Source organism: Tabrizicola flagellatus, assembly GCF_046295235.1.
Classification (GTDB): Bacteria; Pseudomonadota; Alphaproteobacteria; order Rhodobacterales; family Rhodobacteraceae; genus Tabrizicola; species Tabrizicola flagellata_A.
The window spans coordinates 14,033-27,441 of the sequence record NZ_JBKBLV010000042.1; the positions used below are offsets into that span (position 1 = coordinate 14,033).

The 13,409-nt window shown below is 72.7% G+C and carries 16 protein-coding genes and 1 pseudogene; 11 read left to right on the forward strand and 6 right to left on the reverse strand.

The window, feature by feature from the left end:
- The first annotated feature begins 2 nt into the window (after positions 1–2).
- From ACK4IU_RS15790 to ACK4IU_RS15800, 3 genes are read left to right on the forward strand one after another with little or no spacing between them, the layout of a single operon-like run.
- Positions 3–1,322, forward strand: a complete 1,320-nt coding sequence (locus ACK4IU_RS15790; RefSeq protein ID WP_409736908.1) for a di-heme oxidoredictase family protein — start codon at positions 3–5, stop codon at positions 1,320–1,322.
- A complete protein-coding gene (locus ACK4IU_RS15795) occupies positions 1,322–2,284 on the forward strand; it encodes an imelysin family protein (protein WP_409736910.1) in 963 nt (320 codons plus the stop codon). The genes ACK4IU_RS15790 and ACK4IU_RS15795 overlap by 1 nt, the downstream gene beginning before the upstream one ends.
- Before the next feature lie 3 nt (positions 2,285–2,287).
- Complete coding sequence (locus ACK4IU_RS15800) at positions 2,288–3,352, forward strand: DUF1513 domain-containing protein (RefSeq protein ID WP_409736912.1); 1,065 nt, start codon at positions 2,288–2,290, stop codon at positions 3,350–3,352.
- Positions 3,353–3,472: 120 nt separating this feature from the next.
- On the opposite strand, the gene ACK4IU_RS15805 is transcribed toward ACK4IU_RS15800, so the two are convergent.
- Entirely contained in the window at positions 3,473–3,946 is a 474-nt protein-coding gene (locus tag ACK4IU_RS15805; RefSeq protein WP_409736914.1) for a hypothetical protein, read from the reverse strand.
- 112 nt (positions 3,947–4,058) lie between these two features.
- A complete protein-coding gene (locus ACK4IU_RS15810) occupies positions 4,059–4,247 on the reverse strand; it encodes a hypothetical protein (RefSeq protein ID WP_409736916.1) in 189 nt (62 codons plus the stop codon).
- Between the two features lie 177 nt (positions 4,248–4,424).
- On the opposite strand from ACK4IU_RS15810, the gene ACK4IU_RS15815 reads away from it, so the two are divergent.
- Positions 4,425–5,399, forward strand: a complete 975-nt coding sequence (locus ACK4IU_RS15815; protein ID WP_409736918.1) for a hypothetical protein — start codon at positions 4,425–4,427, stop codon at positions 5,397–5,399.
- A 39-nt stretch (positions 5,400–5,438) separates the two neighbouring features.
- Here ACK4IU_RS15815 and bfr read toward each other — a convergent pair whose 3' ends face one another.
- The 3 genes from bfr to hemP all read right to left on the reverse strand — a co-directional run bounded on the left by bfr (position 5,439) and on the right by hemP (position 6,443).
- Positions 5,439–5,924: a bacterioferritin gene (gene bfr, locus ACK4IU_RS15820; RefSeq protein ID WP_409736920.1), complete on the reverse strand. Its 486-nt coding sequence runs from the start codon at positions 5,922–5,924 to the stop codon at positions 5,439–5,441.
- 137 nt (positions 5,925–6,061) lie between these two features.
- Positions 6,062–6,319 (reverse strand): bacterioferritin-associated ferredoxin, encoded by a 258-nt coding sequence (locus ACK4IU_RS15825; RefSeq protein ID WP_409736922.1) that lies wholly within the window; start codon positions 6,317–6,319, stop codon positions 6,062–6,064.
- A 10-nt stretch (positions 6,320–6,329) separates the two neighbouring features.
- Positions 6,330–6,443 carry a hemin uptake protein HemP gene (gene hemP, locus ACK4IU_RS15830; RefSeq protein WP_409736924.1) on the reverse strand — a complete coding sequence of 38 codons (114 nt, stop codon included), beginning with the start codon at positions 6,441–6,443 and terminating at the stop codon, positions 6,330–6,332.
- Positions 6,444–6,740: 297 nt separating this feature from the next.
- Between hemP and ACK4IU_RS15835 the strand changes: the two genes are divergently transcribed.
- From ACK4IU_RS15835 to ACK4IU_RS15865, 7 genes are read left to right on the forward strand one after another with little or no spacing between them, the layout of a single operon-like run.
- Positions 6,741–7,208 carry a hypothetical protein gene (locus tag ACK4IU_RS15835; RefSeq protein ID WP_409736926.1) on the forward strand — a complete coding sequence of 156 codons (468 nt, stop codon included), beginning with the start codon at positions 6,741–6,743 and terminating at the stop codon, positions 7,206–7,208.
- An 11-nt stretch (positions 7,209–7,219) separates the two neighbouring features.
- Complete coding sequence (locus tag ACK4IU_RS15840; RefSeq protein ID WP_409736928.1) at positions 7,220–8,206, forward strand: ABC transporter substrate-binding protein; 987 nt, start codon at positions 7,220–7,222, stop codon at positions 8,204–8,206.
- A complete protein-coding gene (locus ACK4IU_RS15845) occupies positions 8,206–9,108 on the forward strand; it encodes an ABC transporter permease (RefSeq protein WP_409736930.1) in 903 nt (300 codons plus the stop codon). The genes ACK4IU_RS15840 and ACK4IU_RS15845 overlap by 1 nt, the downstream gene beginning before the upstream one ends.
- A complete protein-coding gene (locus tag ACK4IU_RS15850; protein ID WP_409736932.1) occupies positions 9,105–9,854 on the forward strand; it encodes an ABC transporter ATP-binding protein in 750 nt (249 codons plus the stop codon). The genes ACK4IU_RS15845 and ACK4IU_RS15850 overlap by 4 nt, the downstream gene beginning before the upstream one ends.
- Complete coding sequence (locus ACK4IU_RS15855) at positions 9,851–11,080, forward strand: NnrS family protein (RefSeq protein WP_409736934.1); 1,230 nt, start codon at positions 9,851–9,853, stop codon at positions 11,078–11,080. Before ACK4IU_RS15850 ends, ACK4IU_RS15855 begins: the two co-directional genes overlap by 4 nt.
- Positions 11,081–11,114: 34 nt before the next feature.
- The gene (locus tag ACK4IU_RS15860; RefSeq protein ID WP_409736936.1) at positions 11,115–12,320 is read left to right on the forward strand and encodes an NnrS family protein; all 1,206 of its coding nucleotides are present in this window, start codon (positions 11,115–11,117) and stop codon (positions 12,318–12,320) included.
- Positions 12,317–12,967 (forward strand): NnrU family protein, encoded by a 651-nt coding sequence (locus ACK4IU_RS15865; RefSeq protein ID WP_409736938.1) that lies wholly within the window; start codon positions 12,317–12,319, stop codon positions 12,965–12,967. The genes ACK4IU_RS15860 and ACK4IU_RS15865 overlap by 4 nt, the downstream gene beginning before the upstream one ends.
- Positions 12,968–13,191: 224 nt before the next feature.
- Here ACK4IU_RS15865 and ACK4IU_RS15870 read toward each other — a convergent pair.
- Positions 13,192–13,409, reverse strand: a pseudogene (locus ACK4IU_RS15870) (hypothetical protein); the annotation flags it as partial.

Below are 13,409 nucleotides of genomic sequence, written 5' to 3' on the forward strand. Positions count from 1 at the left end.
CGATGCGCGCGCTGGCGGTCACCGTGGCGGCTTTGGCGGCGGGCGTGGCTCTGGCCCAGTCCGCCCTGCCGGAAGCGGACAGGATCGTGCCCGCGCGTCTCGACCGCGCCTTTTCGATGACGGCGGCTGCGCCGACGGGACTGGCGGCGCTCGACGCACAGGCGGGGTCCGCCCTTTTCGACAGGTTATGGGTCGCCGCGCCGGCCTCGACCCGCGCGGCAGATGGGCTCGGCCCGCTCTACAATGCGCGGGCCTGCTCGGCCTGTCATGTCGATCACGGCCGGGCGCATCCGCCTGTGGACGACGGGGCCTTGCCGCCCGGTCTGGTGGTGCGGCTGGCGCAGCCCGACGGTAGCCCCGATCCGGTTTATGGGCATCAGGTCCAGCCGTTTGCGACCGCAGGGTTGCCGGGCGAGGCGCGCGCCGCGGTGCGCTGGCACGAAACGGTCGTGCAGCTGGCCGACGGCACGCCGGTCGCGCTGCGCCGGCCGGAAGTCGTGCTGTCGGACCTTGCCTCGGGTCCGCTCGATCCGGCAACACGGATCGGCCTGAGGGCGGCGCCGCCGCTCGTCGGCCTCGGGCTGATCGCCGCAATCGACCCCGCCGATCTGTCCGATCCGGCCGCGCCGGGGAGTGCACGCATGGCCCGGCCGCTCGACGGTGGCGCCGCGGAAGCCGGCCGCTTCGGTCGCCGGGCCGGGGCGGCGACGTTGCACGACAGCATCGCGCTGGCGCTCTCGGCCGACATGGGGCTGTCCTCGCCGTCCCGGCCCGAGCCCTGGGGCGACTGCACGCCGGCGCAAAGCGCCTGCCGCGCCGCGCCGCACGGCGACGGCGACGCGCGCGAGCACGAACTCGCGCAGGTGGCGGTCGACCTGATCGCGGCGCATCTTGCGAGCCTTGCGCCGCCCGCTCGGCGCGACCCGGACCGGCCCGCTGTGCAGCGCGGCGAGGCGCTGTTTCACGACGCGGGCTGCGCCATCTGTCATCGCCCGAGCTTCACCATCGCCACGGCCGAGGGGCCGCGCGTGATCCGGCCCTACAGCGATTTCCGGCTGCACGACATGGGCGAGGGTCTTGCCGACCCCGCGCCCGAGGCGGGCGTGGCGCCCGGCGAATGGCGCACGACGCCGCTCTGGGGCCTCGGATACACGCGGACCGTCGGGGTCGGCCGCGAAAGCTATCTGCACGATGGCCGCGCGCGCGATCTGCTCGAAGCGATCCTCTGGCACGGCGGCGATGCGGCCTCTGCCCGGAACCGGGTCGCGGGCATGGATGCGGCCGACCGCGCTGCCCTGATCGCCTTTCTGGAGAGCCTCTGATGCGCCGGTCCGTCCTGATCCTTGCCATTGTTCTGGGGGCCGGCCGGACCGCGGCGGACGTGCCGCGCGCCCTCGACGGGGTGCTGCTGCCGCACCTCGCGGCTTTCGCCGGAGCTGCCCGGGCGTTGGCCGACAGCGCCGCTGCAGATTGCAGCCGGACGTCCGTCCTGCCAGCCTATCACGCCGCGCGCGATGCCTGGGCTGCGGTCGGCGACATCCGGCTGGGGCCTACCGAGGCGGCAGCGCCGACCATCGCCTTCACGGGCGACGACCGGATGATCGGCCTGCGCGCCCTGCGCGCAGCGTCAGCCGCGGCCGTAGCCGACGCCGGTCGGCTGCCCGCGCCAGCCCGCGGTCTGGCCGGGCTCGACCTCATGCTGGGCGAGGCCGAACTGGACTATGGGCCCGGCAGTCCCGGATGCGCGCTTGTCCGCGCCCTCGCCACAGATCTTGCGGCACAGGCGGCTAACCTGCACGCCGGATGGGATGCTTATGCGCCCCTGCTGCGCAATCCAGGGGCGGCGGGCAACGACGCCTATCTCGACAGCCGCGAAAGCGTGCGGGCGCTGTCCACGCAGATCCTGGCGGCGGTCGAAGTCGCGGCGCGCACGCGCCTCGGCCGCCCGCTCGGAACATTCGACCGGCCGCGCCCGGCGCGGGCCGAGGCCTGGCGCACCGTCCGGCCGTTGTCCGACGCGATGGCCGCCCTGCGCGGCGCGGCAGCGCTGGCCATGGCGCTGGCCGATGCCCCCCTGCCGAAGACCCAAGCCGCTCTCCGGCGGGTCGAGGCCGCCGCAGCGGCGATCGCCGACCCGTCGTTTCAGGACATCGGCGATCCTCAAGCCCGGCTGCGGCTCGAAATCCTGCAGCAACGGGTCGAAGCACTGCGCGCCGCGCTGCTGGAGGAACTGGGCCGGACCCTCGGGGTCGCACCGGGTTTCAACGCGATGGACGGAGATTGACCGATGATGCCGCGTCGAACCTTGCTGAGGTCGCTGGCCGCCGGCGCGGCCCTTGTCGCCGCGCCCGGCTGGGCCGAGGCGGGCGCGCCTGCCTGGCTTGCCTGCGCGCGCGAGGCGGACGGGGGCTTTGCGCTGTTCGGCCTCCGGCCGGACGGGAGCCTTGCCTTTCGCGTTGCGTTGCCGGCGCGCGGCCACGCCGGGGCGCGCCACCCGCTGCGGGCCGAGGCCGCGATCCTCGCGCGTCGCCCGGGCCGCTATGCGCTGATCGTCGATTGCGCCTCTGGGCGCGTCGCTGCGCGGCTGGCCGTGCCCGATGGGCTGCATTTCAACGGCCACGCGGCCTATCTGGCCCAGGGCGCGATCCTCGCCACGGCCGAGCAGCGCGCCGAGGACAGCGCCGGCCTGATCGGCCTGTGGGACAGCACGACCTGGGCCCGGGTCGGCGAATGGCCCTCGGGCGGGATCGGCCCGCACGAGATCGCCGCGCTTCCCGACGGTCGCCTGTCCGTCGCGAACGGCGGCATCGCCACCGATCCGGGCGACCGCCGAAAGCTGAACATCGACACGATGCGGCCGAACCTGACCGTGCTGGCGACCGACGGCACGATCGACCACCAGGCCGATCTGCCGGCGCTGCATCAGGCCTCGATCCGGCATCTGTCGGTCCGATCCGACGGGCGCCTTGCCGTCGCGATGCAGTGGGAGGGGCCGGGCGACAGGATCGTTCCGCTGCTGGGCCACTGGCAATCGGGCGGGGCCCTGCGGCTGGCCGAGGCGGCGGACGACGTCTGGCAGCGGATGCAGGGCTATGCCGGATCGGTCGCCTGGTCGGGCGACGGCGCGCAGGTGGCGATCACCTCGCCGCGCGGCGGCCGGGTAATGGTGTTCGACGCGGATTTCCGCCTTGTCGGCGGGCACGACCGGCCCGATGTCTGCGGAATTGCGGCTGCGCCGGACGGCTGCGTCGCTTCGGACGGTGGCGGCAGCCTGCTTGTGCTGCATGCCCAGGGCGCACGTCGTCTGGCCCGGCATCCTGTCGCCTTCGACAACCACATCGTCGCGGTGTGATCCGCAGCCGGATCGTCCGCTGCGCCGTCCTGGCCAACGGAATTGCTCGGCGCCGCGCGCGGCGGTCCGGCTCGCGCGGCGCCACCGGCCTGCACCCCCGATGGGGCGCAGGCCGATCCCTCAGTCCCGCGTCGGCCGGCCGACCTGCGAGGACGATACTCCGCCACCGGCAGCTTCCGAGACCTCGGGCGTGTGCCGGCGCAGGTAGACCGCGGTCATGGCGATCAGGTCCTCGGCCGGGTTGCCGTCGCAAAGCATCTGGCCTAGCGCCCGCGCGCGCCCAAGCCGCCCGGCCCGCACTGCGTCGATCGTCTCGATCAGGCGGCGTTCGTCGGGCGTCAGCCAGACCCGGCAACCGGCGCAGCTTTCTGCGTTGAAGCGGAAGGAAGAGATGCGCGTTCCCCGAAGCGCCTGCACGACCGCCACCAGATCGTAACACAGGGCGCCGGCCGCGCGCGGGCCGACGTGGGCAGTGGCGCAGTGAAGGGCGCGCAGCCAGCCCTGGCTGTCCGGGGCGGCGAAGGTCTGGAAATGCCAACGCAAGAGCGAAAGGGTCAGCCGGAAGAAGGGATCTGGATAGAGGCTGTCCAGCAAGACCTCGTCGGGTTTGCCAGGGCGACGGCACCCGCCCTGAAAGAATGCCTGCGGTCCGGGCTGTGGCAGGGCGCTTCCGTGCGCACCGCGTGGCGGGTGGGGGCGGAACGGTTCAGCGCCAGGCATGGGCCTGCCTGCGGACATCGGACGCCGGCACGGAAGATGCGGCCGGGGCGTCCGGTTGGTCGTCGTAGCATTCGCAGATGCGATCGAGCCAGAGCTCGAGCATCCGGATGTCGGGGAGATACAGGGCATCGACAATGCCGATGTCGAGGAATGCGGCACGAAGTTCGGATGACATGGGGCCTCGCGCGAAAAACCTGATGCTTGCCGGGTTCGGCGCGCCTGAGGCGGCTTGACTGGGTCATCTATTACCTTACTCTTTTTGTCGGGATCGTCAAGCGCCGATGTCGGCGCCTGACGGATCGGCCAGCCACCGCGCCAGCACGCCCCGCAACGCCATGACAGGAGCCTGCCCATGCGCAGATCGACCCTTCTTGCCGCCGCCTTCGGACTTTCGCTGATGGGGCTATCCGCCCCGGCCGAGACGCACGAGGACTGGCAGCTTTCGCACGGCGGTTTCGTGACCGCCGCCGACGTTCGCCCGCACAACGCCCTGCCGCAGGACCGGGCCGACATGCTGTCTGCCTTGACCCAGACCCCGCCCGACTGGGCCGGGGCGCTCACGCTCTATCTCTGGGGCCGCAACTTCCCCTGGCGCGACCGCACCCACGCGCTGGGCCGCTTCGCCGACAACTATAACGGCGCGATGCCCGCGGTGCTGCCGGCCTCGGTCGCGCATTGGGGCGATCCGTCCTTCGCGGTAGGCCCGGTCGTCTCGGCGCTGGCCGAGACCGGGGCCTTCTATCAGGTCGCGCCCGAGGCGCGGATCGCCTTCGTCGAGGGGGCGACGCTGGCCACGATCGTCAACTGGACGCGGTTCGAACTGGCGATGGCGCGGCGCAAGGCGCTGGCGGCCCAGCCCAACTGGGCGCTGACCAACGGCAGCCCCAAGAACTGGAACGAGATCTTCGCCTTCCACTGGGGCCCCGAGGGGCAGCATTCGGTGCATGCGGCGCTCGAGACGGTTCCGGGCGGTGCGACGGTGAACCAGGCCCTCTATGCCGCGCTGGCCGAGGGGCAGGTGCATCTGCTGGCCGAGCGCTGGGCCGAAGCCGAGGCGGCGGTCGTCGAGCGGCTGTTGCACGAAGGCGCGCTGCGGCTCTTTCACGCGGCGCTGACCGAGGCAGGTGCGGCGCAGGACGAGGCGGCGCGCATCCCCGCCCTGCTGCGCGCGCGCGGATTGTGGCTGGCCGCGGCCGAAGCGGTGTTGACCCTTGCACCCGACGATGCGGTGCAGATCGAGGCCGCGCTGGCCGGGACGGGGGATGCGGCGCTGCTGCCCTTTGCGGCGGATGCCGTTGCGGCCGTGATCGGTCGCCTTGCGGGCTGAACCCGCGGGTCGGCCGGCGAAGCCTCGCCGGCCGGCCGGTCACTCGGCCTTGTCGGCCGACCTGGCGTTGAGCTGGCCGTAACGCTCGGCGCCCAGCCGGTCGTGCAGGGCGAGCTGGGTCTCGAGAAAGTCGATATGCCCCTCCTCGTCGGCGATCAGCTCGTCGAACAGGCCCCGCGTGACGAAATCGCCCACCGAGTCGCAGTGGCGCCGCGCCTCGATGTAGAGGGTGCGCGCGTCGTGTTCGGCGGCAAGGTCGCATTCCAGCGTCTCGCGCACGGTCTGGCCGATCCGCAGCGGGTCGAGCTTCTGCAGGTTGGGGTGGCCTTCGAGAAAGATCACGCGCGCGATCAGCTTGTCGGCGTGGTGCATCTCTTCGATCGATTCGGCGCGGGACTTGGCGGCGAGGTGGCCGTAGCCCCAATCCTCCTGCAGCCGGTAGTGCAGCCAGTACTGGTTTACCGCGGTCAGTTCCGACCGGATTGCGGCGTTGAGATAGTCGATGACCTTCGGGTCGCCCTTCATGCGCGTCCTTCCTTTTCGGGTGGGGGATGCCTAGCTGGATCACGGACCGTGGCTCGGTCAGCGAACGATAGGGCCGCCGGCACCGCCTGTCCAGAGGGGTGTGCGCGAATAGCAGGGATTTTCAATGGCTTATGAAATCACTCGGAAATCGCCTCGCCGACCGGCGGCTGGCGCAGGATCGGCGGCGCCGCGCTGCAGGGCACAACCGGGAAGCCCGGGCTCTGACGCATGGTCTCGACGAACAGCGACATGCAGCCGCCGCAGTCTGCCTGCTTGCCGAGAACCCGGTAGATCTTGCCCGCCGTCACGATGGTCTCGGGGTCGGCGGCGCGCATCCAGGCGATAGCAGCGCGGATATCGGCATCGCTGATGGCAAGGCACTGGCAGACGATCATCTTACCCCTCCTACTTGGTCAGGATCAGCTTGCCCTGCCGCGTCAGGCGCAACTGATAGACTTTCGCGCCCAGCCTGATCAGCGCTGTCGTGCCGCCCTCGAGCAGCCTCTCGGCCTCGTGCACGGGCGGCCCCGACCTGGTTGAATGAGGCGCGCCCGAGCCGCTGCGCTCCGCGGCGCGCTCCGGGCGTTCTTCAGGCTCAAGAGGCACTTGCGGCATGTCGAAGTCCGGTCGAACAAGACCGCGCCATTATCCGACTCTTTTACTCGGGTGTAAAGCCTGATAAATTTGGTCGGGAAACTCCGGTCGGTTGATCTAGGTCAAGGCAGGATCGACGCCGAGAGCCCAGAGGTTCGCAGTGACACAACCCCGCCAGCCTTTCGCCAGCCGGGGCGAGACTGCCGCAGATCGTGCGGCCACATGGCGAAAGGACAGACCACGCGACATCGACCTTATTTCGGCCTCGCGCTCGCGGCGCTGATGACGGGCGCAGCCCTTGCCGGCGCCCCGACGAACCAGCCGACCCGGCTTGTCGACCCTGCCGAGGTTCCCGGGGCTGCGCTCTACGGGGTCGGTACGATCCGGCCGCTGGCGCGCAACGCCGAGGGGCAGGTGCTGCTGGCGATCGCCGAACTGCCCGCGGGCGCGGTGACCCCGCCCCATGCCGGGGCCGACGGGCGGGTGCGCTTTGCCACCGTCCTGTCGGGGACGCTCTACTACGCCGACGGCGACACGATCGACCCGGTCGCCGAGGTCGCCCATGGGCCGGGGTCGATCCTGCGCATCGCCCCCGATACGGTGCACTGGGCTGCCGCGCGCGACGGCGATGTCCGCTTCCTCGTCAGCATCGTGCCGGCCGATGCGCCGGTCGCGGCGCTGGCGGAGTGAGGGAGGCTGTCATGCAAGCCAAAAATCCGACGACGACCCGCCGCGACCTTCTCATCGGGCTGGGTGCCGGGGGCATGGCGCTGGCCGCGCCCGGCCTGCTGCGCGCCGCGGCAGCCCGGCTGGCGCTCTTCGGGCCCCCGGCAGGGCCCACCATCACCCTCGCGCAGGCCGTCGCCTCGGGCGCGCTGGCCGGGATGGCCGGCGAGGTGACGCTGACCGTCTGGCGCAACCCCGACGCACTGCGCGCGGGCCTGACCTCGGGCGCGATCGACCTCAGCGTGGTGCCGGTGCAGGCGGCGGCCAATCTCTACACGCGCGGCATGGGGCTGCGGCTGGTCAATGTGATGACCAACGGGCTTTTGTCGATCGTGGCGCCCGAGGGCACGCCGGCCGGGCTGGGGGCGCTGACCGGCAAGCGGCTGGCCGTGCCCTTCGTCAACGACACGCCCGACTTCATCCTGCGCACCCTGATCGCGCATCACGGGCTGGCGCCCGAACTCGTAGCGACCGGCACCCCGGTCGAGGCGGCGCAGATGCTGCTTGCGGGCCGGATCGACGCGGCGCTGCTGTCCGAACCGGCGGCGACGGTGGCCGTGCTGCGCGGCCGCGAGGCAGGCCGGCCGATGGCGCGCGCGGTCGATATCCAGGCCGAGTGGGGGGCGCTGACCGGCCTCGGGCCGGTCGTGCCGCAGGCGGGGCTGGCGGTGACGCGGGCCTTTGCCGAGGCCCATGGCGCCCTGATCGCGCCACTGCATGCCGCGCTCGCCGCCGCGACCGCCGCAGTTCTGGCAGATCCGGCCGCAGCCGCCGCGGCGGCGAGCGGCCCGCTCGACCAGCCCGCGCCGGTGCTCGCGGCCTCGATCCCGCACTGCAACCTGACCGCGACACCGGCGACCGCGGCGCGGCCCGCGATCGAGGCGATGCTGGGCCTGATGGCCGCCGCAGACCCCGCGATCATCGGCGGTCGTCTGCCCGACGACGGGTTCTACGCGCTGTGATGGACGGAACCGCCCCCTTCGTCTGCGCGCAACCGGCAACGGCGACCCGGCCGCCCCGCACCGGGCCGGTCGCCGGGCCGGTCGCGGGGCTGGCCGCGGGGCTGGCCGACCGCGCCGCGCGGCTGGGGCGGTTCCTCTGGTCGGGCTGGGCGGGCCTGGCGGCGCTGGCGCTGCTGGCGGCCCTCTGGCAGGCTGGGCACGAGGCCTATGGCGACTTCATCCTGCCCAGCCCGCTGGCCACGCTGGCCGCGGCGCGCGGGCTGCTGGGCGATCCGGGGGCCTGGGCGAAACTCTGGCTGACCACCGAGCGGGCGCTTCTGGGCTTTGCCCTGGCGGCGGGTGGGGGGATGCTGGCAGGGCTCGCGGCGGGCTATTCGCCGGCCACGCTCAGGCTTGCGCGTCCGCTTCTGACCGTCATGCTGGGCGTGCCGCCCATCGCCTGGATCGTGCTGGCGATGATCTGGTTCGGCGCCTCGAACGCTACCGTCGCCGCCACCATCCTGATCGCCGCGACGCCGATGGTCTTTGTCGGCGCGGCCGAGGGGATAGCGACGCGCGACCGCGGGCTCGACACGATGGCGCAGGCCTTCGGCGCGGGTCCGCTGCGCTGCTTCGTCCATGTCGCAGCGCGGCAGATGGCGGCGCATGTCTTTCCCGCGCTGGCGCTGGCGCTCGGCACCGCCTTCAAGGTCGCGGTGATGGCCGAGCTTCTGGCCAATGCCGGCGGTATCGGCGGCGAGCTGGCGCGCGCCCGCGCCATGCTCGACATCTCGCTGGCGCTGGCCTGGGTGCTTCTGGCCGTCGCGGCGTTGGTCTGCGTGGAATACGGCCTGATCCGGCCCGTCCGGGCCGAGCTTGAACGCTGGCGCGAGGCCGCGCAGCCCTGGGGGGTGAAGCGATGAGCGCGCTCAGCCTGTCGCGCATCGGCCATGCCTTCTTCGGCCGCACGGTGCTGTCGGACGTCTCGCTGCGGATCGCGCCGGGCGAGGTGGTGGCGCTGGTCGGCCCCTCGGGTTGCGGCAAGTCCACGCTGGCCCATATCGCCGCCGGGCTGATCGAACCGCGCGAGGGGCGCATCGCGCGCGGCTACGCCCGCCACGCCATGGTCTTTCAGGAGCCGCGGCTGCTGCCCTGGGCCACGGCCGAGGCCAATATCGCCCTGTCGCTGACGCTCGCCCGCTGGCCGCGGGCCACGCGCGCGACGCGGGTGGCCGAGGCGGCGGCGCTGGCGGAACTCGAGCCCGAGGACTTGCCGAAATACCCCGTCGAACTCTCGGGCGGGATGCGCCAGCGGGTCGCCATCGCCCGGGCGCTCGCCCCGGCGCCGGATTTCGTCTTCTTCGACGAACCCTTCACCGCGCTCGACGTGGCGCTGAAACGGCGGATGCAGGATCTGGTCGTCGCCGCCGCGGCGGCAGCCCGGTTCGGGGCCCTGTTCATCACCCATGACCTGGCCGAGGCGGCGCGGATCGCCCACCGGATCGCGGTGCTGGATGCGCAGGGCCGCGGGTTGCGCGGGGTTCGCGATGTGCCGGGCGCGCCGGGGGCGCGGTCGGATGCGGCAGTCTTCGCCACCGTGCAGGACTGGCTGGCGCGCGATCCCGCCTTCGCCCATGTCCACGACGTGGACGAAAGGCGCCGGGCATGAGCGCGATCCCCGACCTGCGCGGGCCGCCCCCGGCGCCGCCTCCGCCGCTGCCGTTGCGGGCGGTCCTGGGCGACGAGGGGTTCCGCATCTTCTTTCCGCTCGCCGCGCTCTTCGCCGCGCTCTGGCCGTTGTGGTGGGTCTGGATTTGGGCGTTCGACCTGCCGTCCGGGCAAGTGCCGCCGGCCGTCTGGCACGCGCACGAGATGATCTTCGGGGCCTGGGGCGCGGCGCTGATCGGGTTTCTGACCACCGCCGCGCCGGAATGGACCGACACCCCGCGCCTGCAGCACCGCCCACTGTGGAGGTTGGCCGGGGTCTGGGCCATTGCGCGCCTGCCGGGCCTGACGGGGTGGGACGCGCTGGCCCCGGTGATCCTGGCCGATCTCGTCTGGCTCGCCGGGCTTGCGGCCTATCTGGCGCGGATCTCGTGGCAGCGGCGCAGCGACCGGTTGCTGGCTTTCCTGGCCTGGCTCCTGGCGCTGGGGCTGGCTGCAGGCGCGGCCAAGGCGGCGATGCTGACGGCCCACCCGGAACCGGCGGCGCAGGCGCTGCGGGTCTCGGGGTTCCTGTATCTCGGCCTGCTGGGCCTTGCGCTTGCGCGCATCACCGTGCCAGTGACCAATCTGGTCCTCGACCCGACCGAGGCCACCAGCCCCTTCCGCCCGCATCCCGGCCGGCTCAACCTCGCCCCGGGGTTGGTGGCGCTGGCCGTGGCGGGAGAGGGTCTGGGCCTCTCGCCCGCCGTCCTCGGCTTTCTGTGGATCGCAGCGGGCGCCGCCTTCCTCGACCGCGTTGCCGAGGCCTTCATCGGGCCCGAGGCCCTGCGCGCCGAGGTTCTGGCGCTCGCCGGTTCGGCGGCACTCGCCGGGGCGGGTCTGCTGGCCTTCGGCGCGGCGCGGCTGGGCGCGCCCTGGGCCGAGGCCGCACCGCTGCATCTGGCGTTCATGGGCGGGCTGGGCCTGGGTGTGCTGGCGGTTCTGTGCATCGCCGGCCGGCTGCACTGCGGCCGACCGCTGGGCCTGCCCGGACGCAGCCGGGCCGGCCTCGGGCTGGTGGTGCTGGCCAGCCTGCTGCGCGCGCTGCCCGAGATGGGGCTGATGCCCTGGCCACCGGGGCCCGCCCACGGTCTGGCGGCGCTGGCCTGGGCGGCAGGGTTCGGGCTATGGCTGGCCGATGCCTGGCCGGACCTGCGCGACCCCCGCACCCTGGGCGCGCGCCGATGCTGAGGCTTGCCGATCTTGTCCGAAAGGGTGTTGTCCGATGACCACGACGATGAGCCGCAGCCGAGCCTGGGAGGGGCCGGCGGTGTTGAGCTACGGGTTCCGCCCCTTCTTCCTGCTGGGGGCCATCTGGGCCGCCGCGGCGATGGGCCTTTGGCTGGCGCATCTCGCGGGTTGGATCGGACTTGAAGGCCCCTTCGCGCCGACCGACTGGCACGCCCATGCGCTGCTCTTCGGCTATGCCTCGGCCGCGATCGTCGGCTTTGCGCTGACGGCGGTGCCGAACTGGACCGGCCGTTTGCCGATCGTCGGCTGGCCGCTGGCAGGGTTGGCGGCGCTGTGGCTCGCAGGGCGGGCGGCGACGACGTTGCCGCTGGGCCTGTCTCCCTGGGCGGTGCTGGCGCTCGATCTGGCGTTGCCGGTCGCGCTGCTGGCCGCGCTCGCGCGCGAGATCGCAGCGGGTCGGAACTGGCGCAACCTGCCGGTCGTCGGGCTGATCGGGCTGGTCGCGCTGGGACAGGGTCTGTTCCACCTGGAGGCGCAGGCCGGCGGGGCGGCGCAGGGCGCGGGGCTCAGGCTGGGGCTGGCGGGCACCGTGATGCTGATCGCGCTGATCGGCGGGCGGATCGTGCCCAGCTTCACCCGCAACTGGCTGGCCGCGCGGCAGAGCCCGCGGCTGCCCGCGCCGCCGGACCGCCTCGATGCCGCGGCGCTGGCGCTGACCGCGCTGGCGCTGGGGTTTTTCGTCGCCCTGCCGCAGCATCCGGCGACCGCTCTTGCCGCGTTGGCGGCAGGGGCTGCGAATGTCGGGCGGCTGGCGCGCTGGCAGGGCTGGCGCGCCCGCGCCGAGCCGCTGGTCTGGGTGCTGCACGCGGGCTTCGCCTTCGTCGGCCTCGGCTTTCTGGGCGTCGCCGCGGCGGCGGCGGGCTGGATGCCGGATGCCGGCGCGCGGCATCTGTGGCTGGCGGGCGCCGTCGGGCTGATGACGCTGGCGGTGATGACGCGGGCCAGCCTAGGGCACACGGGCCGACCGCTGACCGCGGGCCGGGGCGTCACGGCGCTCTATCTGGCGCTGATCGCGGCGGCGCTGGCCCGGCCGGCGCAGGCGCTCTGGCCGCAGGCGCCGGGGCTGCTCGACCTTGCGGCGACCGGCTGGATCCTGGCTTTCGGCGGTTTTGCGCTGCTCTACTGGGTGCCGCTGACCCGGCCGCGGCAGGGCGTCAAGGCAGCGTCGGGGCGGGGATGAGCGGCTGGGGCCCCTATGCCGCGGCCTGGGCGGCGTTCCTGCTGAGCCACGCGCTGCCGGTGCGCCCGGCCGTCAAGGCGCGGCTGGTGGCCCGGTTGGGCGCGTTCGGCTTCGCGGTGCTCTACAGTGCGGTCTCGGTCGCGGCGCTTGCCTGGCTTATCGCGGCGGCCGGGCAGGCGCCCGTGGTGGCGCTGTGGGATCCTGCGCCCTGGGCCCGCGCGGCCGCGCAGGGGGCGATGCTGGCAGCCTGCCTGCTGGTGGCGTTTGCGGCCCTTGCCCCCAACCCGCTGTCCTTCGGCGGCTGGCGCAATGCGCGCTTCGTTCCCGCTCGGCCCGGCATCGTCGGAATCGTCCGCCACCCCTGGCTAGCCGCGCTGGTCCTTTGGGCGGCGGGGCACCTGACGGCCAACGTTGATCTGGCCCATGCGCTGATGTTCGCCGGCCTCGGCGCCTTTGCCCTGCTGGGCATGGCGATCATCGACCGGCGCCGCCGGCGCGAGCTCGGCCACGCCGCGTGGGCGCGCCTGACCGCCCACCGCCCGACCTGGCCCGACCGCTGGCCTTTGCGGCTGGTCGCCGCCCTCGCGCTGTGGACCGTGCTCGCCGCCCTTCACCCGTCGTTGATCGGACCAGCGGTCTGGCCCTGAGGAAACATGCCGCCGCATGGAGAAGGTTCGACGGCAGGCCCATCCCCTCCGCCATTTGCCCTCGCGAAAGCGTTCTCCCGATCCGGCTCCGGCCGGATTTTTTCGTTATATTCGAGGGTTATGCGGGAGGGGCGGAGCACCGGCCCCGCCGCCAGGAGGCCCGGAAGCAGTCTCTCAGGGCCGATATTCTCCGGACCTGTTGACTGGACGCGCAAAGGTTCAGTTCACGCAACCTTTTGAAATCGTATGGTTTCGGTCGATGCAAAGCTGTTGACTTCGACGACGGGGGCTGCCTGTCGAGATGGAACGGATACCGTAATGCGCGCGACCAGCAGCTGGACGATGCGCGCCTGCTCGGCCGGTATGAGCGCCTTCCACAGGTCGTCGAACTGCGCCAGCGCTGCGACAACGGTGGTCTCATCGAGATCGGGCCGGTCCTTCC

Excerpts from the sequence above, each read along its gene's own strand:
- ACK4IU_RS15790 (WP_409736908.1), top strand. The coding sequence starts at position 3 with ATGCGCGCGCTGGCGGTCACCGTGGCGGCTTTGGCGGCGGGCGTGGCT.
- ACK4IU_RS15795 (WP_409736910.1), top strand. The coding sequence starts at position 1,322 with ATGCGCCGGTCCGTCCTGATCCTTGCCATTGTTCTGGGGGCCGGCCGG.
- ACK4IU_RS15800 (WP_409736912.1), top strand. The coding sequence starts at position 2,288 with ATGATGCCGCGTCGAACCTTGCTGAGGTCGCTGGCCGCCGGCGCGGCC.
- ACK4IU_RS15810 (WP_409736916.1), bottom strand. The coding sequence starts at position 4,247 with ATGTCATCCGAACTTCGTGCCGCATTCCTCGACATCGGCATTGTCGAT.
- ACK4IU_RS15815 (WP_409736918.1), top strand. The coding sequence starts at position 4,425 with ATGCGCAGATCGACCCTTCTTGCCGCCGCCTTCGGACTTTCGCTGATG.
- bfr (WP_409736920.1), bottom strand. The coding sequence starts at position 5,924 with ATGAAGGGCGACCCGAAGGTCATCGACTATCTCAACGCCGCAATCCGG.
- ACK4IU_RS15825 (WP_409736922.1), bottom strand. The coding sequence starts at position 6,319 with ATGATCGTCTGCCAGTGCCTTGCCATCAGCGATGCCGATATCCGCGCT.
- ACK4IU_RS15835 (WP_409736926.1), top strand. The coding sequence starts at position 6,741 with ATGGCGAAAGGACAGACCACGCGACATCGACCTTATTTCGGCCTCGCG.
- ACK4IU_RS15840 (WP_409736928.1), top strand. The coding sequence starts at position 7,220 with ATGCAAGCCAAAAATCCGACGACGACCCGCCGCGACCTTCTCATCGGG.
- ACK4IU_RS15845 (WP_409736930.1), top strand. The coding sequence starts at position 8,206 with ATGGACGGAACCGCCCCCTTCGTCTGCGCGCAACCGGCAACGGCGACC.
- ACK4IU_RS15850 (WP_409736932.1), top strand. The coding sequence starts at position 9,105 with ATGAGCGCGCTCAGCCTGTCGCGCATCGGCCATGCCTTCTTCGGCCGC.
- ACK4IU_RS15855 (WP_409736934.1), top strand. The coding sequence starts at position 9,851 with ATGAGCGCGATCCCCGACCTGCGCGGGCCGCCCCCGGCGCCGCCTCCG.
- ACK4IU_RS15860 (WP_409736936.1), top strand. The coding sequence starts at position 11,115 with ATGACCACGACGATGAGCCGCAGCCGAGCCTGGGAGGGGCCGGCGGTG.
- ACK4IU_RS15865 (WP_409736938.1), top strand. The coding sequence starts at position 12,317 with ATGAGCGGCTGGGGCCCCTATGCCGCGGCCTGGGCGGCGTTCCTGCTG.